General features: G+C 70.3%; 21 protein-coding genes and 1 pseudogene. 6 read left to right on the forward strand and 16 right to left on the reverse strand.

From position 1 onward, the window contains the following. Positions 1–10 precede the first annotated feature (10 nt). The 8 genes from ahcY to Rai3103_RS00980 all read right to left on the reverse strand — a co-directional run bounded on the left by ahcY (position 11) and on the right by Rai3103_RS00980 (position 6,962). Positions 11–1,468: an adenosylhomocysteinase gene (ahcY, locus tag Rai3103_RS00945; RefSeq protein ID WP_153570998.1), complete on the reverse strand. Its 1,458-nt coding sequence runs from the start codon at positions 1,466–1,468 to the stop codon at positions 11–13. Positions 1,469–1,578: 110 nt separating this feature from the next. After that, a complete protein-coding gene (locus Rai3103_RS00950) occupies positions 1,579–2,319 on the reverse strand; it encodes a DUF3618 domain-containing protein (protein ID WP_153570999.1) in 741 nt (246 codons plus the stop codon). Beyond that, positions 2,316–2,789 (reverse strand): phage holin family protein, encoded by a 474-nt coding sequence (locus Rai3103_RS00955; RefSeq protein WP_153571000.1) that lies wholly within the window; start codon positions 2,787–2,789, stop codon positions 2,316–2,318. Before Rai3103_RS00955 ends, Rai3103_RS00950 begins: the two co-directional genes overlap by 4 nt. Further along, a complete protein-coding gene (locus Rai3103_RS00960) occupies positions 2,786–3,619 on the reverse strand; it encodes a hypothetical protein (RefSeq protein WP_153571001.1) in 834 nt (277 codons plus the stop codon). Before Rai3103_RS00960 ends, Rai3103_RS00955 begins: the two co-directional genes overlap by 4 nt. A 119-nt stretch (positions 3,620–3,738) precedes the next feature. Then, positions 3,739–4,767, reverse strand: a complete 1,029-nt coding sequence (locus tag Rai3103_RS00965; RefSeq protein ID WP_153571002.1) for an SIS domain-containing protein — start codon at positions 4,765–4,767, stop codon at positions 3,739–3,741. Between the two features lie 13 nt (positions 4,768–4,780). Continuing rightward, a complete protein-coding gene (locus Rai3103_RS00970; RefSeq protein WP_153571003.1) occupies positions 4,781–5,002 on the reverse strand; it encodes a Trm112 family protein in 222 nt (73 codons plus the stop codon). 93 nt (positions 5,003–5,095) lie between these two features. Continuing rightward, on the reverse strand, positions 5,096–6,481 hold the full coding sequence (locus Rai3103_RS00975; protein ID WP_153571004.1) for a phosphohexomutase domain-containing protein: 1,386 nt from the start codon (positions 6,479–6,481) through the stop codon (positions 5,096–5,098). 67 nt (positions 6,482–6,548) lie between these two features. After that, positions 6,549–6,962, reverse strand: coding sequence for a DUF3499 domain-containing protein (locus tag Rai3103_RS00980; protein WP_153571005.1), 414 nt, complete (start codon positions 6,960–6,962; stop codon positions 6,549–6,551). A gap of 109 nt (positions 6,963–7,071) precedes the next feature. On the opposite strand from Rai3103_RS00980, the gene Rai3103_RS00985 reads away from it, so the two are divergent. Next, complete coding sequence (locus Rai3103_RS00985; RefSeq protein ID WP_153571006.1) at positions 7,072–7,530, forward strand: metallopeptidase family protein; 459 nt, start codon at positions 7,072–7,074, stop codon at positions 7,528–7,530. A 177-nt stretch (positions 7,531–7,707) separates the two neighbouring features. On the opposite strand, the gene Rai3103_RS00990 is transcribed toward Rai3103_RS00985, so the two are convergent. Together Rai3103_RS00990 and Rai3103_RS00995 are read right to left on the reverse strand one after the other, a co-directional pair. Further along, positions 7,708–7,971 (reverse strand): WhiB family transcriptional regulator, encoded by a 264-nt coding sequence (locus Rai3103_RS00990; RefSeq protein ID WP_153571007.1) that lies wholly within the window; start codon positions 7,969–7,971, stop codon positions 7,708–7,710. Between the two features lie 1,197 nt (positions 7,972–9,168). After that, positions 9,169–10,248, reverse strand: coding sequence for a mannose-1-phosphate guanylyltransferase (locus Rai3103_RS00995; protein WP_153571008.1), 1,080 nt, complete (start codon positions 10,246–10,248; stop codon positions 9,169–9,171). Positions 10,249–10,284: 36 nt separating this feature from the next. On the opposite strand from Rai3103_RS00995, the gene Rai3103_RS01000 reads away from it, so the two are divergent. Then, the gene (locus Rai3103_RS01000; protein WP_194793214.1) at positions 10,285–11,058 is read left to right on the forward strand and encodes a TIGR03089 family protein; all 774 of its coding nucleotides are present in this window, start codon (positions 10,285–10,287) and stop codon (positions 11,056–11,058) included. A gap of 51 nt (positions 11,059–11,109) precedes the next feature. Here Rai3103_RS01000 and Rai3103_RS01005 read toward each other — a convergent pair whose 3' ends face one another. Both Rai3103_RS01005 and Rai3103_RS01010 read right to left on the reverse strand, forming a co-directional pair. Next, positions 11,110–12,081, reverse strand: a complete 972-nt coding sequence (locus Rai3103_RS01005) for a glycosyltransferase family 2 protein (RefSeq protein WP_239022474.1) — start codon at positions 12,079–12,081, stop codon at positions 11,110–11,112. 173 nt (positions 12,082–12,254) lie between these two features. After that, entirely contained in the window at positions 12,255–13,796 is a 1,542-nt protein-coding gene (locus Rai3103_RS01010) for an LCP family protein (RefSeq protein WP_153571010.1), read from the reverse strand. A gap of 178 nt (positions 13,797–13,974) precedes the next feature. Between Rai3103_RS01010 and Rai3103_RS01015 the strand changes: the two genes are divergently transcribed. After that, a complete protein-coding gene (locus tag Rai3103_RS01015; protein WP_153571011.1) occupies positions 13,975–15,273 on the forward strand; it encodes an LCP family protein in 1,299 nt (432 codons plus the stop codon). 9 nt (positions 15,274–15,282) lie between these two features. On the opposite strand, the pseudogene purE reads toward Rai3103_RS01015, so the two are convergent. Together purE and Rai3103_RS01025 are read right to left on the reverse strand one after the other, a co-directional pair. Continuing rightward, a pseudogene (purE, locus tag Rai3103_RS01020) lies at positions 15,283–15,776 on the reverse strand (5-(carboxyamino)imidazole ribonucleotide mutase). After that, positions 15,773–16,969, reverse strand: coding sequence for a 5-(carboxyamino)imidazole ribonucleotide synthase (locus tag Rai3103_RS01025; protein ID WP_422396016.1), 1,197 nt, complete (start codon positions 16,967–16,969; stop codon positions 15,773–15,775). The pseudogene purE and the gene Rai3103_RS01025 overlap by 4 nt, the downstream one beginning before the upstream one ends. 72 nt (positions 16,970–17,041) lie before the next feature. Between Rai3103_RS01025 and trpS the strand changes: the two genes are divergently transcribed. Then, a complete protein-coding gene (gene trpS, locus Rai3103_RS01030; protein ID WP_153571013.1) occupies positions 17,042–18,139 on the forward strand; it encodes a tryptophan--tRNA ligase in 1,098 nt (365 codons plus the stop codon). A 297-nt stretch (positions 18,140–18,436) separates the two neighbouring features. Here trpS and Rai3103_RS01035 read toward each other — a convergent pair whose 3' ends face one another. Next, positions 18,437–18,979 (reverse strand): GtrA family protein, encoded by a 543-nt coding sequence (locus Rai3103_RS01035; RefSeq protein WP_153571014.1) that lies wholly within the window; start codon positions 18,977–18,979, stop codon positions 18,437–18,439. Between the two features lie 261 nt (positions 18,980–19,240). Further along, positions 19,241–19,990 (reverse strand): biotin--[acetyl-CoA-carboxylase] ligase, encoded by a 750-nt coding sequence (locus tag Rai3103_RS01040; RefSeq protein WP_228489059.1) that lies wholly within the window; start codon positions 19,988–19,990, stop codon positions 19,241–19,243. A 238-nt stretch (positions 19,991–20,228) separates the two neighbouring features. Here Rai3103_RS01040 and Rai3103_RS01045 point away from each other — a divergent pair, with 238 nt between their 5' ends. Beyond that, a complete protein-coding gene (locus Rai3103_RS01045) occupies positions 20,229–21,800 on the forward strand; it encodes an acyl-CoA carboxylase subunit beta (RefSeq protein WP_153571016.1) in 1,572 nt (523 codons plus the stop codon). Next, on the forward strand, positions 21,797–22,036 hold the full coding sequence (locus Rai3103_RS01050; protein WP_228489060.1) for an acyl-CoA carboxylase subunit epsilon: 240 nt from the start codon (positions 21,797–21,799) through the stop codon (positions 22,034–22,036). The genes Rai3103_RS01045 and Rai3103_RS01050 overlap by 4 nt, the downstream gene beginning before the upstream one ends. Position 22,037 lies beyond the last annotated feature (1 nt).

Genomic DNA, 22,037 nt, shown 5'->3' on the forward strand with positions numbered 1-22,037 from the left:
CGTCAATCCCTCAGTAGCGGTAGAAGTCCGGCTTGAAGGGTCCCTCGACCGGCACGCCGAGGTAGTCGGCCTGCTTCTGCGTCAGGGTCGACAGGTGCACACCGAGCGAGGCGAGGTGGAAGCGAGCCACCATCTCGTCGAGATGCTTGGGGAGCCGGTGGACGCCGATGGGGTACGCGTCGAGGTTGGTCCACAGCTCGATCTGGCCGAGGACCTGGTTGGTGAACGAGTTCGACATCACGAAGCTGGGGTGCCCGGTGGCGTTGCCGAGGTTGAGCAGTCGCCCCTCCGACAGCACGATGATCGCGTGCTCGCTCACCTCGGCCCCGGACTCGGTGCTGCCGGCGGGGAAGACCCACTCATCGACCTGCGGCTTGACGGTCGTCCGCCGCACGCCCGGCCAGGCCGCGAGACCGGCCATGTCGATCTCGTTGTCGAAGTGACCGATGTTGCCGACGATCGCCTGGTGCTTCATCAGCGCCATCTGCTCGGCGGAGATGACGTCACAGCAGCCGGTGGCGGTGACGAAGATGTCGCCGACACCGATCACCTCGTCGAGGGTGGCGACCTGGTAGCCGTCCATCGAGGCCTGCAGCGCACAGATGGGGTCGATCTCGGTGACGATGACCCGGGCCCCCTGGCCGCGCAGCGACTGCGCGCAGCCCTTGCCCACGTCGCCGTAGCCGCAGACGACCGCGACCTTGCCGCCGATCAGCACGTCGGTCCCCCGGTTGATGCCGTCGATCAGGGAGTGCCGGATCCCGTAGATGTTGTCGAACTTCGACTTGGTCACCGCGTCGTTGACATTGATCGCCGGCCACAGCAGCGAACCGTCCCGCGCCGCCTGGTAGAGCCGGTGCACGCCGGTCGTGGTCTCCTCGGTCACGCCCTGGATGCAGCCGGCGACCGCGACCCAGTCGACCGTCCCGTCCTGGAGCGTGGACCGCAGGACACCGAAGAGCGCCCGCTCCTCGTCCGACTGCGCGGCGGCGGGATCCGGCAGGGTGCCGGCCTTCTGGTGCTCGGCCCCGAGGTGGACGAGCAACGTGGCGTCGCCGCCGTCGTCGAGGATCATCGTCGGCAGTTCGCCGCCGGGCCAGATGAAGGTCTGGGTGGTGGCCCACCAGTACTCGTCGAGGGACTCCCCCTTCCAGGCGAACACGGGCTGGCCGGCCGGCGCCTCCGCCGTCCCGTCGCCCACGGCGATCGCCGCGGCGGCGTGGTCCTGGGTGGAGAAGATGTTGCAGGACGCCCAGCGGACCCGAGCTCCGAGAGCGACCAGGGTCTCGATCAGCACCGCCGTCTGGATGGTCATGTGCAGGGAGCCGGCGATCCGGGCTCCGGCCAGCGGCTGCTGGGGGCCGTACGTCTCGCGCATCGCCATCAGGCCCGGCATCTCGTGTTCGGCAAGAGCGATCTCACGGCGGCCGAAATCGGCCAGGGTCAGGTCAGCGACGCGGTAGTCCATGGTGGGCAATGCTACAAGGTGACTGTGCGGGGCCCTGCCGGTGCGCCACCATGCGTCGGGGCCCCGGTCGATCGACCGGGGACCCGACGCCAGCAGGGAACAGGCGAGGCTCAGCGCACGGCGCCGGGGCCGGGCCGCGGCCCGGTGTCGCCCCCGCGGGCCTGGCCCTTGACTGTCTCCGCGCTGGACCGGGCATCCTCACGTACGGTGTCGACGCCCGACTGGGCCGTGTCCTTCACCGAGGCTGCGGCGTCCTGGGCGACGGGCTTGACGTTCTCCACCGACTCCTGGACGACGCTCTTGGCCTCGTCGACCAAGGGAGCGGCCTGCTCCTTGACCCTGGACGCGGCCCGGCGCTCGGCCTCCGAGGCCGGCATGAGTGCAGCCACCACTCCGCCGAGGCCGAAGGCGATCAGGCCGAGGGCGAGCGGTGCGCCCTGGGTCCGGCGGCGGATCTCCTGCGGAGCATGGGCAGCAGCGTCGCGGACGTTCGCTGCCACCTCCCCGGCGCCCTCCTTGGCCCTCTGCACCGTCGAGGGCTCACCCGCCGAGGCGTAGGGGTCCTCGCCGGAGCGTGGCCCGGACGGACGGCCGTACGGCGCCCCGGTCCCGGCCGTCACCGGGTATCCGCGCTCGTCGTAGTAGTCGTAGTAGTCGTTGTCGTCGTACTCGTCGTCCGAGCCGAAGAGCCGGGCGCGCAGTGACCCGGCCGACGACCGGACCTTGCGCACCTGGCGCCGGGCGATCTGGCGGGGGCTCGCCTCGTCGGCCAGGGCGTTGACGTCATAGCTGAGATTGGCACGGGTGCGATCGATGTCGCGCCGGATGTCATCGGGGTCGTTGGTGCTCATCGGTTGTTCTCCTCGTCACCCTTCAGGGCATCAGGGATCTGGGTGAGGCTTTCCTTGGTCTGCGGCACGCCGGGTGCCTTCTTCATCTGGGACCGTCCGACGGCCACGAGGATCGCGGCGATGATCGCCCAGATCACGGCCACGATGAGGCCGGCGGGGGCGAGGGCGGGCTCGGCGGCCGTGCCGATGGCCCGGCCGATCACCCACCAGAGCGCCAGGGAGAGGAAGGTGACGACCATCAGCCCGCCGACCGCCGCTCCGGCGAACATGCCGGCGCCGGCGCCGTAGTGCTTGGCCGTCTGGGAGGCCTCCGCCTTGGCGAGGGCCACTTCCTGACGCATCAGGGTGGACAGGTCCTCTCCCAGGTCGCCGACGATCTCCCCGATCGAGCGCTCGTCACCAGGGAGGCGCGGGCTGTCGGGATCGCTCCCGCGGGCCTCAGGGGTGACCGGCTGGTACGGGTGGCTCATCGCGGACCCTCCTGACTTCTCCGGGGATCACGCGGATCCGGGATGCCGGCCCCGGTGGACGTGGGCCCGGTCGACTCGGAGGTCACCTCCGGGTACGTGTCGGAGTAAGGGTTGTACGAGGCGGTCTCGGGGAGGCGAGGGCCGGGGGTGCCGACTCCGCCCTGGGCCCGCTCGCCCGCTCCGACTCCGCCGTACGTGGAGCCGTACGTGGAGCCGTACGTCTGGGAGGAGACGGACGATGTCTGCTCCGGGTAGGTGGGCCGGCGGGTGATGGGCCGCTCGGGCGCGCCCTCCTGGAGGGCTCGGGCGAATCGGCCGACGACGAGGCCGGCGCCGGCTGCCGCGGCGAGGAACGACACCGGGTTGCGCCGGGCATAGCGTCGGACCTCGGTGAGGGCCTCGTCGGGCCCGTGGTTCTCCAGCCAGTCGGCGATCCGCCGGCCACGGTGGGCGAGGTCGCCGACCAACTGGCTGGCCACCCCCTGCTGCTCGGATGCTCCGGCCATCTGGCGCAACTCGTCGGCGATCTCCCGGAGGCTCCCGCCGATGCGGGTCATCTGGGTATCCGTCTGGTCGCGGGCCTCCGCGAGGCTCTTGTCAGCGAGGCGGCGCACCTGCGTGCCGGCCTCGTCGGTCACCTGCTGGACCTGGTCTCCCGCTGTCGACGCGACCCGCCGTGCCTCATCCTTCGCGGTGTCTGCGGTGGCGCCGGCGTCGGGCCGGGAATTGCCGCCCCCTTCGCGGGCGGGACTCACCTCACCACCTGTGGCGCCGAAGGCGGCCGTAGGCGGGTAGCCGGTGGGGCTGGTGGGATCGGTAGGGGTCGTCATGGCGTCTCCGTTCCATTCGCGGCGCCCTTCGGCGCCGACTCCACCCTCTTGCCCCCTCTGGGACGTCCAAAACCCCTGAAAATGAAAAAAGGGAGGAGGAGGGGGAAGGAGAACGCGACTCAGTCGATCGAGGACGCGCCCAAGCCGATCCCGAGGTAGGCGGCGGTGAAACGACCGCGCTGCAGAAGCATGACGTAACGGGCGAGGGCTTCGCTCTCGCGCGCCTCGATGGTGTCCGTGCGCACGTCCACCCGGCTGCAGGCCGTACGCAACGAGGCGACGGCCCTGGTCACGTCGGAGCGGGTGTCGCCGTCGTCGAGGATCACCAGGCAGGGGCGCCGATCGGCCTGTGGCCCGTCCTCGAACGGATCGGCGAACGGATCGGCGGGCTTGGTGGCCTCGATCACCGCCATCAGGTCGTGCGCGTCGGCGGACAACGCCGCTCGGCCGCTGACGGAGCGGAGGTCGGAGGCGACCCTGCGGCCCGCTCTGGCTGCCAGCACGGAGCCTCCCCAGACCAGCGGCTGGGCATCGGCCAGGGCGCAGGCCAGTTCCTTGGCCGGATTGGCCGACAGGTCCACGTACGGGGAACACGCCTCCGCCACCATGTCCGCGGCATCGGCGATGGACTCGACCGAGACCGGCGGCCCGAGCCGCATCTCATGCAGGGCGGCCAGCACCACCATGACCGCGGCGAGCGGGTCACCGGTGGAGGTGGGGATCAGGGTGGTGCTGCGCGACGCGGCGAACTCCGCCACGGACGAGACCTCGGGGGCGGTGATGACGATCCGGGCGCCTCGCCGCGAAGCCTCCTGCGCCGTTTCGATCAGGGCGGGGTCGGAGCCCTCGGAGGCCAGGATCAGCACCAGGTCGAGCGGGCCGACCCAGCCGGGAAGCCCCTGCCGCGGCCAGGCGACGAACGGGACGGGGCAGGTGGGCTCGAGAACGGCCCGGATGAGCCGGGCATCGGTCCCCACGGCGATCACGGCGCGGGGCCGATCCGACTCCGCCAACCCGAAGATCCGCGCGGACGCGCCGAACCACTCGCTCCGCAGCCGGGCGCCGCTCTCGGCGAGTCGGCGCAGACCCTCGTCGTACCTCAGCAGCACCCTGCGGTCATCGAGGCGGGAGTCGTCGAAGTCCGCCATCGTCGTCGGAGTCCTACTCGCTCTGGTCGCCGTGGTGGCGGCCGGTGTCCACTCCGTGGGGGTTGCGGGCCTCGTCGACCAGCAACACGGGGATCCCGTCCCGCACCGGATAAGCCAGACCACACCCGTTGCCGGTGCACACCAACTCATGGCGATCGTGGTCCACCGCCAAGGGCGAATGACAGTTCGGGCATGCCAGCACGTCGAGCAGTGACGGATCCAGATCAACAGCCATGTCAGTCTCCTCGCTGCCTGCCGGTGTCGGCGGGCCGTATCTGTCAGTCTAGGAGCGCTCCGTGGGTCGCGGAGCGCTCCGGAACGGTGGCACTCAGTTGCGGACGAGCCCGAGGACCTCGTCGCGCAACGATTCCATCGTGGCGCGATCGGCGGCCTCGACATTGAGCCGCAACAGGGGCTCGGTGTTCGAGGGACGCAGGTTGACCCGCCATCCGTCGCCGTGGACGGTCAGTCCGTCGATCCGGTCCTGCCTGCCGCGACCGTCGAACGCCTTGGCGACCACGTCCATCGAGGCCTGCTGGTCCTCGACGTCGGAGTTGATCTCGCCCGAGGCGACCCGCCGGGCGTACTTACCGACCAGCTGGGACAGCGGCTGGTCGGAGTGCCCCAACAACGAGAGCACGTGCAGCCCGGCCAGCATGCCGGTGTCGGCGAAGTAGAAGTCGCGGAAGTAGTAGTGCGCCGAGTGCTCGCCGCCGAAGATCGCGTCCTTCTCGGCCATCAGGGCCTTCACGTACGTGTGGCCGACCTTGGAGGTCACCGTCGTGCCGCCGTTCTCCGCGACGATCTCGGGGACCGACGCCGAGGTGATCGTGTTGATCACGATGGTGGCTCCCGGCTCGCGGGCAAGCTCCTGCTCGGCGATCATCGCGGTGATCGCCGACGGGTCGACGACGGCACCGGTCTCGTCGATGGCGAAGCACCGGTCAGCGTCCCCGTCGAACACGAGCGCCAGATCGGCGCCGGTCTCGACGACACGATGCTGGGCGTCCACCAGGTTCTCCGGGATCAGCGGATTCGGCTGGTGATTGGGGAACGAACCGTCGAGTTCCCCGTACAGCACGTCCACGTCGAGGTTGAGCGGGCCGAGCACGCTCGGCGCGGTGTGGCCGGCCATGCCGTTGCCGGCATCCACGACGACCTTGAGCCGGCGGATACCGTCCAGCGGGACGAGGGCATGCAGGTGCGCCGCGTACTCCGCGAGGAAGTCCTGCTCACGGTAGGACCCACTGGTCTCGGCCGCCGTGGCGATCGCCGCAAGATCCAGTTCCTGCGCGTCGAGCTCCTGGGCGTCGTGCTTGAGTCGCAGGAGGAACTCCGGCGTCACCGGCCGCGCCCCGGCCAGACAGAACTTCACGCCGTTGTACCGGGCCGGGTTGTGCGAGGCGGTGAAGGTGATCCCGGGCAGGTCGAGATGACCGGAAACGAACCACAACTCGTCGGTGGAGGTGAGCCCGGCGCCGATCACCCGAGCACCCTCACTGCGGGCGCCGGCGATGAACGCCTTGGAGAACTCCGGGCCGCTGGTGCGCATGTCACGCCCGACGACGAACTCCACCGGCTCTCCCCCCGCCCCCTTCATGAGTCGGGCGTACGCGACGCCGAGAGCGGTGGCACCGGCGGTGTCCCACTCGGGGGTGTCCCCCGAGGTCACGCCGCGGATGTCATTGGCCTTGAAGATCTGATCCTGAAGCATCGTCGGCGATCCTATCCTCTCGTGGCGGCGCTATGCCCGCCGGTCCGTTGATCCGTACGGGTCGAGCTCAGGACGGTCGGTGCGACCCACGCACCGGCACGGTCCGCTCACCACCGGCGGAATCCTTGAGCATGGTCAGGTGCCCCTTGTGAGCCACCTCTCGGACATCGGCCCGATCGGCGAAATCCCCCGGGCCGACCGGCTCGTCCTCGGCGAGACCGACCCGGCGGATGGCATCGGCCAAGGCCATCAGGTCGTCGACATCCGGCTGGCCGGGTTCCCCGGTCAGCGGCAGGCGGATCACGTCCCACCCGCGGGGAGCGGACAGCCGCTGCGAGTGCTCCAGACAGAGGTCGTACGCCGACGGCTCGGAGCGCGCGGACAGTGGGCCGAGCACGACCTGCTGGTCCGCGTACGCGAAGGTGAGGGTCGCCACCGCCGATCGGCCGCAGCCCGATCGCGTACACCGCCTGGTCGTCACCTCACGAACGGTACCCCGGACTCGCCCCGTTCCCGCTGAAGGGGGCGGATCGTGTCGTGGCGACGCATCCTAGGACGCCGCCCCGGGCCCGGCGGCTATCCTGACCAGCATGTCGAGCTCCTACCGCTCGCGCCGGCGTGACCGGCACGGCCGTGGCCTCCGCGGCCCGCTGGCACTACCCAACCCGTGGACCGGGCAGCCGGTCGACGCACCACGGCGCCCCGACGATCGCGAGTTCTTCGCCGACGTGCTGGCCGAGGCCATCACCGCGATCGCCGCAGCCCGCCCCCAGGTGCTCGACGGGATCTCGGTCGGGATGGAGGACGTCCCGGATCTGCCGGCCTCGTGGGCGCACGACAGCGTGCCGCTCGCCGCGGCTGTCGAGTCGGCCGACGGCCGGGCCGCCGAGGTGGTGCTCTATCGCCGTCCACTGCAACGACGAGCGGCCTCGCGCGAAGGTCTGCGGATCCTCGTCCGTCGGACCTTGGTCGAGCAGCTGTCGGTGGTGACCGGCCTGTCCGCCGAGGAGATCGACCCGGAGGGCCGGACGGACGACGATGAGGACTGACGGCCGACCCTCACCCACGTGAGCGCACAGTTCCTCACTGATGGGGGCCCTGTTCCTTGCCGAGAGTATTGCCGGACGATTATCCCCGAAAACGGCGAGAAGGCACCCGAAAGGGTGCCTTCTCGATAACTCGATTTTCTCGAGTTCGCCGTTCGACGATTTCTGGGAGCGTGCCGATCACACGATCTGCTTCTTGATCTTGCGGCGTTCCCGCTCGCTCAAGCCACCCCAGATACCGAATCTCTCATCATGCGCCAAGGCGTAGTCGAGGCATTCCGCGCGTACTTCACAGGATTGGCAGACTGCTTTCGCCTCACGGGTCGAGCCGCCCTTCTCGGGGAAGAAGGCCTCGGGGTCCGTCTGCGCGCAGAGGGCCTGCTCCTGCCAGCCCAGAATGCCCTCGTCCTCACCTCCATCGAGGACGGTCAGCCACTCGTCCATGCGTTCCTCCTGGTTTCCCGGATGAACTGCCCGCGGGGGGATTCGGACAGCCGCTGTCGTGTCGGTGGCCGGACCTGGAGACCGGCCTCGGTCTGGTTGCTCGATTGGACCAGGGCCCGATCGAGCAACATATCGAATCACATCGGAGGGATTACACTGGTGTGATCCCTTGGTGTGAGACCGACATTACGGCATCGCCAGCGCACGACGCAACGCAGAACGACAACAAGTCAGTGACATTCCCGCGTGTCGGATGGCGGTGCGGTGGGGATACATGCTCGCACCCACCCGCGGAGGGTCCGGAGCGCTCAGGCCCTGTCCGCTGGCGGCGTACCCCACAGGTCCGGGTCGATCTGTCCCGCGGGTGGACCTGGCTTGGCCGCCGGACCGGATTCGCCGCCCGATGGGGCGTCCTCGACGCGATCCCGATCCCAGCCGAAGGGAGTCGTGGTGTCCCCCCAGGCGTCGGCCTCCTTGCCGTGCGCGGCATCGACCGCCGTCTGCCAGACGGCTCCGGCGGTGGGATCGGGCCGTACCACCTCGGACTGGCCCCCGACCGACGGGGACTCGCCGGGGATTCGTCCCTGGGACGGCTCGACCACCTCACCGCCGGGCGACGCCGCTGCGCCTGCGCCCCCGCCGACTCGCCCGCCGGCCGCGAAGACCCCTCGCCGATGACCCCGGCCTGCCCCTCCTGCAGAGCGGCTCGCCGGGCCGCGCTCGCCACCGTTCCCATCGCCACGCAGAGCAGGACGGGCACCACCGAGGAGACGACGATGTCGGCCACCTGGAGAGCCCGGTCGCCGGTGGTTCGCAGCTGCGGCGACCAGAGGCCGACGATTCCCGCCACGATCGACGAGCCCGCCGCGACGGAGCCGACCCAGGTGGCGAGCCGGGTCAGCCGGACCGCATTCTCCAACCGAGGCCTGACCCACACATCTGCGCCCACGAAGAGCAGGAGCACGAGGAGCACGGGAACGGAGACGAGGTCCTGGGCGTGACGGCCCACCGCCTCCACCGGATGGACCCCAGCGGTCATGGCGACGACCATCCGGACGATCCCCAGCACCCACCAGGCGATCAGCAGGCCGATCACGACCCGGGTGAACGGCCCGCGCCGCTTGCGCACCTGCGACAGCACATCGGGCATGACACTCTCCTCGGGAAAGGCTGGATGTGGTGGGCGATCCGCACCGATCAGACGAAGGCTTCGCCCGCCTGCTCCCGGACAGCCGCCACCAGCTGCTTGATCCGCTCGGTGTCGCCCTTGGGGCAGACGAGCGTGACGTCGGCCGTACGGACAACGACCATGTCGGAGACGCCCACCGTGGCCACCAGGTGACCGTCGTCGGTCCGGTTGATCACCAGCGTGTCGTGCGAGTCGAGATGGACGACCGACCCCTCGCCGGCGTTCCCGTCGGCGTCATGGGGCAGCTGCTCGGCCAGGGCGGGGAAGCCGCCGATGTCGTACCACTGGATCGGCAGGGCCACGGCCAGCACCCGGGCGCTGCCCTCGCCGCGCGAGACCGGTTCCATGATGGCGTAGTCGACGCTGATCTTGGGCGCCTTCGGGAAGAGCTCCTCGACGCGGGAGGGATCGGCGGCGATGGCCGTGACGATGTCGTACGACTCGGGGGCGAGGACCTGCAACTGGTCGAGGAAGGTCCGGGCACGCCAGACGAACATGCCGGAGTTCCACCAGTAGTCACCCGACGTGAGGTACTGCTCGGCGGTCACCCGGTCCGGCTTCTCCCGGAACTCGAGGACGGAGGTGACGTCGTCGAATCCCTCGATCTCGTCGCCACGGTGCAGGTAGCCGTACCCGGTGTGGGCACTGGTCGGGACCACGCCGAAGGTGACGAGGGCTTCGGGCTGGGCCTCGACGACGTCGTACGCCAGGGCCAGGCGCTCGCGGAAGGTCTCCAGCGGCCGCATGATCTGGTCGGCGGTGACCACGGCGACCGAGGCCTCCGGGTCCTGGCCGGCGAGGACCGCCGACGGCCACGCCACCGCGTTCAGCGAGTCCCGGCCGATCGGCTCGCCCAGGATGTGGGCGGGATCGATCTCGGGCAGTTCCGATTCGACGACGTCGCGGTACGACGCGCCGGTGCAGACCCACACGTGGTCCGCGCCGACGACCGGCTCCACCCGCTCGTAGGCGAGCCGCAGCAGACTCTTGTCCCCCACCAGGGGGAGCAACTGCTTCGGCATTCCTTTACGCGACAGCGGCCACAGCCGCGTCCCCGACCCACCGGCAACGATCACAACATGACGCATGGCGCCAGATTAGGGGATCTCGGTACTGTTCTGCGCATGCGCACCGCCGGATCGCTGTCCCTGGACCACTGCCTGCGGGATCGGGTACGTCACCGCGGCGGCGATCCGCTGGTCACCTACTACGCACCCAGCAGCGGCGTACGCATCGAATTGTCGGCCCGGACCTTCGCGAATTGGGTGGACAAGACCGCCAATCTCATCGTGGACGACCTCGATGTCACCGAGGGCGACGTGGCCGTCCTGCCGCTCGTCACGGACCATCCGGGCCACTGGAGCAGCCTGGTCTGGATCGCCGCCCTGTGGCAGGTGGGCGTGCTGGTCCGCGACCCACGGCAGGCCGATGGTGCGCCCGACCTGGTCGTGACCGGCCCCGAGGAGTACGACGACGATTTCGCCGGAGCGCGGGCGCTGGCGGCGCGGGCAACAGTCGCCTGCGCCCTGCACCCCCTCGGGCTCGGCTTCCCCCGGCCCGTCGCGCCCGGCGTGGTGGACTACGGGGCCGAAGTGCTGTCCCAGCCGGACGTCTACGTGCAGGCGCCCGCATCGCCGGGCGCCCCGCTGTGGCAGGCCGCCGGGAGCAGCCTGGACTGGGCAGCCGTGCGCGGCGACGCCGAGCGCCTGCTCGCCGATCCCAGCGTCGGCGATGTCACGTACGGACGGCGGCTGGTGCGCCCGGGAGAGGCGTACGCCACCGTGCTCGCCGCGCTGGTGGCCCCGCTGCTGGGCGACGGGTCGGTCGTGGTGGTCGACGGGCCGGTCGACGAGGCCGCGCTGGCCGGGATCGCGGCGGCGGAGCGCATTACCGCCTGACCAACAGCCGCCTGAAACAACATGCGCCTGGACCTCATACCCTGGGCCTCCTCAGGCCGATGGGCGGCGCTCCCCCAGCCCGACCAGGAAGCCCAGTCCCCAGCAGATGTGCATGGTGGCGAAGACGAACGGCAGCCGCACCCGGACCTGCCAGGGCATCTCGCGACGCAGGGCGGCGGCGCCGCTGACGAGCATGCCGAGGTAGGCGAGCGGGGCGAGCCAGCCGAGCTTCATCCAGTTCACCCGGTGGTAGCTGCCGTGGCCACCGATGGCGAGCCCTCCCGCTACGCCGAGCACGGCGAGCGGCGGCGCGAGGTAGCGCGCGTTCAGCGTGTCGGGATGGCGTCGGACCACTTCGCGGCGCCACTTGCCGGTGTCGTAGAACTGCTTGGCCAGCGCCCGGTAGGTGGACCGCGGCCGGTAGGTCACGCGCATCGCCGGGGTGAACCAGACGACCTCACCGGCCTGCCGGAGCCGGTAGTTGAGCTCCCAGTCCTGGGCACGATGGAGCGTCTCGTCGTAGCCACCGACGGCCTGCAACGCCGACTTGCGGAAGCTGCCGAGGAAGACCGTGTCGGCGGGTCCCTCCGCAGAGGTGCGCAGGTGGAACGTCGACCCACCCAGTCCCAGTCGGCTGGTGTAGGCGACGGCGACGGCCTGCTCGAAGCCGGTGCGGCCCTGCGCGTCCATGATGCCGCCGACGTTCGCGGCGCCGGTGCGCTCGAGCGTCTCGACAGCCGTGCCGATGTAGCCGTCGCCGAGCTCGCCGTGGCCGTCGACCCGGACAATGATGTCGTAGCGGGAGGCGGCGATGGCGAGGTTGAGGCCGGCCGGCGTACGACCGGTCGGGTTGTCGACCAGACGCACCCGGGGGTCGGCGGCGGCGAGTCGCTCGGCGATCGCGTGGGTGTCGTCCCGGCTCGGCCCGACGGCGACGATGACCTCGAGGGTGCCCCGATAGTCCTGTGCCAGCACGCCGCGAACGGCCTCCTCGAGGTGGCGCGACTCGTTGCGTACGGGCATCACGACACTGACCGGGGGATGCTCGCCCACCTCCGCCACCGGAGGGGTCCCGGACGGCGCGGTGGCCGGATTGGTGGCGGAATCCTGCGGGAAGACGGTCATCTGGTCCTCACTGGTCACGGTCGGGCGCGTACGGCACCCTACCGGGAACGGGCTGGCCTACCGGGCCGAGGCTACCCGGCAGACCGCCTCGAGGTTGTCGACCTCCGGGCCGGGCGAGGCACTGGCCGATGGCGTTGCCGATGCGGCCGCGGAGGGGCGGGGGCGGCCTTCGCGTCGCTCGTCGCGGCGTTGGTCGTCGTGCCCGCCGCCTTGGTCGGGGCGGCCTTCGACGGGGAGGGCGCGGACGACGGGGCGGTGCGTGCAGCGGCCGCCTGGCGGTCGAGGTCCTCCGCGATGGCGATGTGGTCCTTCACCGTCGCCTGCAGAACGTCGTACTTCGGGTTACCCGGGTAGATCAACGGCGGCACGAAGCTGATGCTGCTGATCGGCAGGGCCCGGGCCTTGAGCGCCAGGTCGGAGAGACGGCCGATGTCGCTGGGGGGCACGTCGGTGGCCACGATGTTCCCGCCCGCCGTGGCCAGGGCGTCGAACTTCGCCACCACTGTCACCGGGTCGGCCTGGTGCAGGACCGCCGTCATGACGCACTTCTGTCGCTGCATGCGCTCGAAGTCGTTGGCCCCCTGGCGGGAGCGGGCGAACCACAGCGCGTGGTAGCCGTCGAGGTGGACGCCGTCGCCGGCCTTGATCCAGCCGAGGATGGGGGACGTCCCGCCACCGATCGGGACGTCCTTGCGGATGTCCAGGGTGATGCCGCCCAAGGCGTCGATCAGGCCCTGGAAGCCGGCCATGTCCACCATCGCGTAGTAGTTGATGGTCAGGCCGGTGGCTCCCTCGACCGCCTCCTTCGTGGCCCGGGCACCGGGGTCGGCCACCCCGGGGTAGAGCTTGCGATTCTTGGCGGCGGCCTCGGTCGCCGTGGTGTAGACGGCGTTGAGCAGGCAGGCATGGTCGGCGCAGCTGAAGCCCTGCGGATAGAGCGCGTGCATCGGCGAGCTCACCGGGAACGGGACGTCCTCCAGGTTGCGCGGCATCGAGAACAGCACGGTCCGCCCGGTGACCACGTCGATGCTCGCCACGGTCATCGAGTCCGGCCGCAGTCCCACCCGGCTCGCACCGGCGTCCGCACCGAGCAGCAGGATGTTGACCCGCCCAGCGGTGGCCTTCCCCGAGCCGCCACCCGCGAACACCGTGCCGAGCAACTGCGCGCCACTGGCTGCCGTCCGTACGCTCACGCCGAGGACGGCCGCGACCAGCACGATGAGGGACAGTGTCACGGCGGCGAAGGCGCGGCGGTGCCGGGGCTCCATCGCCGGGGGGTAGGTCAGTCGCCAGGTGTCGATCAGCAGCACGATCCAGCCGAGGCCGCCGAGCGAGGTCGCGACGATCAGCAGGCTGAGCACCAACGGATTGGCGACCACCGTCAGCAGGGCCGACCAGGAGATCACCCCGATGACGGCGAGCACCGCCACCATTCCGAGGATGATCCCCCACACCCGCAGGGCGACGATCCCGACCCCCCGATGGCCGGCCACCACCTGGGCGGATCCGGGCGCGACGGCGCTCAACAGCAGCAGGCCGACGCCACGGCGCACCCGGATGCCCTCAGCGGCGCGCTGAGGGTCGGGCGATGATGCGCTCGGGCGTCTGGTCACGGCGAGAACTTTCGAGGAGCGGAGCGGCTCTCCGGAGCGGTTCCGACACTAGACAGGGCCCGGCCACCCCGCCGGGTGCCACGCCGATCGGCGGCGAAGCTCACGCTGCCGTCCCGTACGCGGCCCGTCCGGGACGCGTTCAGGGCTCACTGGGGTGGGTCCGGGTAGTTTGGCAGTCATGGCAGGACGCGACGACCTCGACTGGCTCTACGGCCGGAACGACGACGCGCCGGATCCCTCCCGCCCGTTCGGAGAGGACCCGGCGCCCTCCCGTGCGTCCGCCCGGGCCGATGGCCGTCGTGACCGCCGCGAGGATCTGCCGCCCGCCCCGCCGTCCCCACCCCGCTCCGCGCTGCGCGGCGGACCCTCACCCCGGCCGTCCGCGCCCGCCGGGCGCCCACCCGCGCCCGCCGACCCCCGGCCCAACAGCCTCGGTTCCCGGCCCGCCGGCGGCGGCCCCCGGATCCCCACGATTCTCGGCCGCGGACGTGCCGGCCGTCCCCGCTCCACCGTCCCCCGGGGGCGGCGGATCCGTCGACGCGTCCTCACGGTGGTCGCCGTGCTGCTCGTCTACCTGCTGGCGTTCCCGGCATGGGCGTGGTTCGGCTCCGCCCGGGTGAACGCCACCCCGGCGGGCCAACGCCCGGGCCGACAGCCGGGCATCACGCTGCTGCTCACCGGGTCGGACTCCCGGGTCGGTCTGACCGCCGACCAGACCCACGCCATCGGGGGTGGCAGCTCGGACAGCGGGCGTACGGACTCGATCATGCTGCTGCACGTGCCGGTGGTCGGGGCGCCCGCCCTGGTCTCGATCCCTCGCGACTCGTACGTCGCGATCCCGGGCCACGGCAAGAACAAGATCAACGCGGCGTACGCGTTCGGGGGCCCGGATCTCCTCGCCCAGACGATCGAGCAGGACACCGGCGTACGGATCGACGGCTATGTCGGTCTGGGATTCGAGGGATTCGTGAGCATCATCGACTCCCTCGGCGGGATCCCGATGTGCCTGGACTCGCCGATGAAGGACCAGGACGCCCACGTGGACCTGCCGGCCGGATGCCAGACGCTCAGCGGGGCCCAGGCGCTGGGGTACGTCCGGATGCGGCACGCCGATCCGCTCGGCGACATCGGCAGGGTCAAGCGCCAGCGGGAGATGGTCGGTGCCACGGTCAAGAAGGCCGTCTCACCCCTGACGGTGATCAACCCGATCCGCTGGATCGGGCTGAACAACGCCGTCCGCGGGGCGGTCAGCCGGGGGAAGGACACCGGCCCGCTGGACGGAAGCGCACTGCTGTACGGTGCGGCGGTCATCGGAGGGGGCGGTGGCCACACCATCAGCGTGCCGACCTCGAACACCAACTACCGCACGCCCGTGGGTGATGCCGTGCTGTGGGACGAGGCCAAGGCAGCGATCGTCTTCGGGGCGATGAAGACGGGTAACACGACGAATCTCGGTCAGTTCGACAAGAAGGACTGACCGGGTCGGTCACTTCCCGCGGACCTTGGCACCCTTCGCCTCGGCGGTCTGGCGGAGCTGGTCCTGGAAGGCGAGCATCCGGGCAGTGAGCTCCGGGTCGGCCGCCGCGAGGATCCGGACGGCCAGCAGTCCCGCGTTGCGGGCGTTGCCGATCGCCACCGTCGCCACCGGTACACCGGCGGGCATCTGGACGATCGAGAGCAACGAATCCATCCCGTCGAGATACTTCAGCGGGACGGGCACGCCGATCACCGGCAGAGGCGTCAGGGCCGCGAGCATGCCGGGCAGGTGCGCCGCACCCCCGCCCCGGCGATGATCGCCTCGAGCCCCCGCTCGTGGGCGTGGCGCCCGTACGCCACCATCGCCTCCGGCATCCGATGGGCCGACACGACGTCCGCCTCGTACGCCACGTCGAACTCCTGCAGCGCGAGCGCCGCGGCCTCCATCACCGGCCAGTCGGAATCGGACCCCATCACGATGCCGACGCGGGGCTGAGTGGTCATGCGATCTCTCCCATCAGGTAGCGGGCGGCGTGCAGGGCGCGGGCCCGGACGTCCGGCAGGTCGTTACCGTACGCGGTCACGTGCCCGACCTTCCGCCGCGGCTGGACCGTCTTGCCGTAGAGCTCGACCTTGAGCTGCGGGTCGCGCGACATCACGTGCAGCAGGCCGGCGGCCAGGTCCTCGCGGGAGCCGCCGAGCACGTTCTCCATCACCGTCCACGGGGCGCGGGCCGCCGGGTCACCGAGGGGCAGGTCCGCGACGGCGCGCAGGTGGTTCTCGAACTGCGAGGTGTGGGCCCCGTCGATCGACCAGTGCCCGGTGTTGTGCGGCCGCATCGCCAACTCGTTGACGAGGATGCGGCCGTCCCGGGCCTCCATGAGCTCGACGGCGAGCACACCGACCACGCCCAGTTCCCCGGCGATGCGCAGGGCCAACTGCTGGGTGGCGATGATCCGGGCCTCGTCCAGCCCGGGGGCCGGGGTGACGGTCTCGGCGCAGATGCCGGCGTCCTGGAACGTCTCCGAGACGGGATAGGCCACGCCCTGGCCCGAAGGGGACCGCACGACCAGCGCGGACAGCTCGCGGGTGAAGTCGATGAACTCCTCGGCAAGGATGCGGACCTCGCCGCTGGTCCCCGAGCCGGCGGTGGTCCCACCCCCGACCTCTCCGGAGGCCACCGCATCGAACGGCACGGTCGCCTCGGCCGGGCCGTCGATCTTCCAGACGCCCTTGCCGTCGTAGCCGCCGCGGGAGGTCTTGGCGATCACCGGCCAGCCGATCCGGTCTCCGAAGGCGACCAGCTCGGCCGCGGTGGCGACCACCTGGTACGCCGGACAGGGCGCCCCGAGCTGCGCCATCGCCTCCCGCATCACGACCTTGTCCTGGGCATGGACGAGGGCCGCCGGTCCGGGGCGTACGGCGACGCCACGCTCCTCCAGCGCCTCGAGGATGGTCGTGGGGACGTGCTCGTGGTCGAACGTCACCGCGTCACAGCCCTCGGCGAAGGAGAGCACCGTCGCGGCGTCGGTGTAGTCACCCACCACGACATCGTGGGCGACCTGTTCGGCGCTCACCCCGGGGGCCTCGGCCAGCAGCCGGACGTGCAGCCCCAGGCGGGTCGCCGGACCGTACATCATCCGGGCCAACTGGCCGCCGCCGATGATTCCCACTACGAAAGGTCGCGCTCCACTCACGATCGACAAGGCTACCCGGATGCCCTCCGGTCGACCGCCGGCTCGGAACGCGGATGTGAGAGTATGCACCCGATGACCGAGAACCAGCCGCAGACCACCGACCCCACCCCTGTCGAGACAGCCCTCGGCGGCGACCAGGCGGGGCTCATCGCGCGCGAGCAGGACGTGCTGGCGCACCCGGAGCGCTACCGGATCCTCACCGGTGACCGCCCCACCGGATCCCTGCACCTGGGTCATTACCTCGGCACCCTGCAGCGCCGGGTGCAACTGCAGGACGCGGGCGTGCCGACGGTTCTGGTCATCGCCGACTTCCAGGTCATCACCGACCGTGAGGACCCGGGCGACATCCAGCGCAACGTCTTCGAGATCCTCAAGGACTACCTGGCCTGCGGGATCGACCCGGAGAAGACGATCACCTTCACGCACTCGGCGGTCCCGGCCCTCAACGAGCTGATGCTGCCGTTCCTGTCCGTGGTGAGCCTGCCGGAGATGGAGCGCAACCCGACGGTGAAGTCGGAGCTGGCGGCGTCCGGGCAGAAGACACTGAACGGACTGCTGCTCACCTACCCGGTGCACCAGGCGGCCGACATCCTCTTCTGCAAGGGCAACCTCGTGCCCGTCGGCCGCGACCAACTGCCGCACGTCGAGCAGACCCGGGTGGTCGCCCGCCGGATCAACGAGCGCTACGCCGGGGGCCGGACGATCCTGCCCGAACCGCAGGCGCTGCTCTCCCCGGCACCCCTGGTCCTCGGCACCGACGGCGACAAGATGTCGAAGTCGCGGAACAACTTCATCTCGATCTCCCACACGGCCGACGAGACCGCCAAGCTGCTGCGCAAGGCGAAGACGGACGCCGACCGGCACATCGCCTACGAGCCGGAGACGCGCCCCGAGGTCTCGTCCCTGGTGCTGATCGGTGCCCTGCTCAGCGGGCAGGAGCCCGAGGACTTCGCCGCGGCGCTGGGTGACCGCGGCGGCAAGGCGCTCAAGGACGCCGTCACCGAGGCGGTGAACGAGCACCTCGCCCCGATCCGGGCCCGCCGACTGGAACTGGCCCAGGACATGGGCTACCTGCGGCAGGTGCTGCGGGACGCCAACGAGAAGGCGAACGCCCTGGCCGACGCCACCCTGGCCGAGGTCAAGGACGCGCTCGGGATGGTCTACTACTGATGTGAAAGTCTTCCCTGCCAAGGGGCAGGCTCAAGCGCCGCCAGGCTGGATGCCTGACGGCGCTTGTTCGTTCACCGTGGTGGCGGGGACCAAGGGGTTCCGGCCCCATGCATTCCAGAGGCTGCGGATGGTCGGCCGGGCTGCGGATGGTCGGCCGACCTGATGGTTCGGTCGACATCCAGGAAGGTCGGCCAACGTCGGATGGCTCGCCGCGCCCCCACCAGCACCGACCCCGGACCTCAGCCCAAAGCGACGTCGGTCGTCACACCCCGACGACGGTCACTCAAACCCCCGGCGTCAGTCAACCGCGGAAGCGGCCTCCCGGACCGGGGCCTGGGTCGGCCGGAAGATCAACCACCGCTGCATGGAGAAGTTGGCGACCGTGGCGGCGCCCTGGCCGAAGACGAAGGAGATCGTCTGCACGGCCAGCCGCGGCAGGTGCTCCTGGGCGATCAGCGGGAACAGTTTCGCGAAGATCCCGACCTGCAGGGCGAACGTCACGACGTAGGTGAGCATCGTCAGGATGAAGCGGCGCCTCGACGGCTGGGCCTTGAAGGTGAAGCGGCGATTGAGCGAGTAGGCAGTGATCGTCCCGACGATGAACGAGGCCGCCTTGGCCGGGGTGTAGCCCACTCCGACCGCCATCAGGATGAGCAGCAGGCCGAAGTCCACCACTGCCGACATCACACCGGTGCCGAAGTAGCGGATCGCCTGCTGGACCAGCCCGACGTGCTCCACGTCGGGGTGATGACCGCGCGCCTCGGGGTGCACCGCGGTCTCGCCGGTCTCCAGCGACGTCTCGCCTGTCCTGGATCCTGCTGTGATGGATTCCGCCGTCATGGCCTCCGCCGTCGTCGGTCCGGGGGTGGATGTCCCGGGCGTGGTCGATCCGGGCCGTGTCGATCCGGATCTTGTCGCGCGAGGGGCCGTCCGCGGCCCACCCGAGAGGTCCTTGTCAGGCCGTTCGGCCTGGCTGCTCCCGGGGTTCGTCACCCGGACAGCCTAACCCGGGGCCCAGCCGGCCCCCTATTCAGCGCCTCGGTGCACGTCGCGTTTTCTCAGCGTGCGGCACGGCCTCGAGGAGCGGCCGTGTGAGGTCGGTCACCGCAGATGGGTGACGTCGCCGGCGGCGAAGGCCTCCACCCCGTCCTCCGTCCGCACCAGGACCGCCCCCGAGGTGTCGATCCCCACGGCATGCCCGATGACGGTACGTCCGAGCCGTCCGGGCACCTCCAGCAGCACCCGTACGTCACGGCCGATGGTCGAGCACTGCTCCTCGTAGACCCGGCGCATCTCCGCGAGGCGGCCCTCGTCCCACAGCAGGTACATCTGGGACCAGGCACCGAGCACCTCCGCGATCAGGTCGACCCGGTCCACGTCCGCACCGCACAGGGCGAGCGAGGTCGCGGTGGGCACCGGCAGCTGGTCCTCCGACAGCGACACGTTGATCCCGAAACCCACGACGCAGCCGGGGCCGTCAGGGCCGTCCACCCGCTCGGAGAGGATCCCGCAGACCTTGCGGCCACCGATGAGGACGTCGTTGGGCCACTTCAGCATCGCCTCCACCCCGGTGGCCCGGCGGATCCCCCGCGCGATCGCCACCCCCGTGAAGAGGGAGAGCCACATCCACTCGGGCAGCGGGCGGTGCGGCCGGACGCCCAGCGAGATCGCCACCGCGGTTCCGGGCGGCGCCTCCCACCGACGGTCGAAGCGGCCACGGCCGGCGCTCTGGTGGTCGGAGACGCGGACCAGGCCCACGCCCGTACCGGCCCGCATCCGGGCCGCGACGTCGGCGTTGGTCGACCCTGTCGAGGCGACGACCTCGACGTTGTGCCATAGTCCGGCACCCACGCCAAGGCCCGTTCCAGAAGCGAGAACCCGCTGTCGGAGGCGTTCTTCATCGGTACGTGGGGAATCCGCCATGATCGCCAGCCTACCGGCGCCCGCTGAATCCTCAGCTGACCGGCGGAGCGCTCAGTCAGGCGCTACAGTCGGCGCCAAAGCCCGCATCCCTGCCCGACGCCGTACGACCGTGCAGGGGGCGGGAGCTACATCGTAGTAGGCACCCGAGGCGAAGGTTTCAAAAAGTATGGACGTCGACATCCACACGACAGCAGGGAAACTCGAGGATCTGAAGCGGCGCATCGAGGAGGCTGTCAACGCAGGCTCCGCGGCCGCCGTGGAGAAGCAGCACGCAAAGGGCAAGCAGACAGCCCGCGAACGCATCGACGCTCTGCTGGACGAGGGGTCCTTCGCCGAGCTGGACCAGTTCGCCCGGCACCGCTCCCACGCGTTCGGCCTGGAAGGGAAGCGTCCGTACGGGGACGGCGTCGTCACGGGCATCGGGGCGATCCACGGTCGCCCGGTGTGCGTCTTCTCGCAGGACGTGACCATCTTCGGTGGCGCCCTCGGCGAGGTGTACGGCGAGAAGATCGTCAAGATCATCGACTTCGCCCTCAAGACCGGCTGCCCGCTGATCGGCATCAACGAGGGTGGTGGCGCCCGGATCCAGGAGGGCGTGGTCTCCCTCGGCCTCTACGGCGAGATCTTCCGCCGCAACACCCTGGCCTCCGGCGTGATCCCGCAGATCTCGCTGATCATGGGTGCCGCGGCCGGCGGTCACGTCTACTCCCCCGCCCTCACCGACTTCACCGTGATGGTCGACCAGACCTCGCAGATGTTCATCACCGGCCCCGCGGTCATCAAGACCGTCACCGGCGAGGACGTCTCACTGGAGGACCTGGGTGGCGCCCGCACCCACAACACCAAGTCGGGCAACGCCCACTACCTGGCCGCCGATGAGGCCGACGCCCTCGAGTACGTCCGCGAACTGGTCTCCTACCTGCCGCAGAACAACCTCGAGGACCCGCCGTTCTACGACGAGGTCGCCGACCTCGGCATCAGCGAGACCGACCTCGCCCTCGACACCCTGATCCCGGACTCGCCGAACCAGCCGTACGACATCCGTCGGGTGATCGAGGCCGTCCTGGACGACGAGGAGTTCCTCGAGGTCCAGGAGCTCTTCGCGCAGAACATCGTCGTCGGCTTCGGCCGCGTCGAGGGTCGTACGGTCGGCATCGTCGCGAACCAGCCGATGCAGTTCGCCGGCTGCCTCGACATCGACGCCTCGGAGAAGGCCGCCCGCTTCGTCCGCACCTGTGACTGCTTCAACATCCCGATCGTCACCTTCGAGGACACCCCGGGCTTCCTGCCCGGCACCGACCAGGAGTGGAACGGCATCATCCGCCGCGGCGCGAAGCTGATCTTCGCCTACGCCGAGGCGACCGTCCCGCTGATCACGATCATCACCCGCAAGGCCTACGGCGGCGCATACGACGTGATGGGCTCCAAGCACCTGGGCGCCGACGTCAACCTCGCCTGGCCGACCGCCCAGATCGCCGTGATGGGTGCCGAGGGTGCGGTCAATATCCTCTACCGCAAGCAGCTGGCCAACGACTCCGACCCGGAGACGCTGCGCAAGACGCTGATCGACGAGTACAACGACACCCTGGCGAACCCGTACGTCGCGGCGGAACGTGGCTACATCGACCAGGTCATCCAGCCGCACGACACCCGCCAGGAGATCGTCCGCGTGCTGCGCCTGCTGCGCACCAAGCGCGAGAGCCTGCCGCCGAAGAAGCATGGGAACATCCCGCTGTGAGCACCGACACCGACGTGACCACGTCTCCGACGGCCTTCCGCGTCATCGGCGGGAACCCCTCGGAGGAGGATCTCGCCGCGATCACCGTCGTGTTCGCGACCATGGCGGGTCCCGACGCCCTTCCGGGCACCGGCACCCAGCCCCGCCACTCCCGGTACAACTCGTACTGGCGAGCCGTCCGGCGCACCTTCGCGACCGGGCGGGAGACCTGGAACTCGGGTCTGCGCCAGTTCTAGT

Origin of the sequence: Raineyella fluvialis (assembly GCF_009646095.1) — a bacterium.
Taxonomy (GTDB): Bacteria; Actinomycetota; Actinomycetes; order Propionibacteriales; family Propionibacteriaceae; genus Raineyella; species Raineyella fluvialis.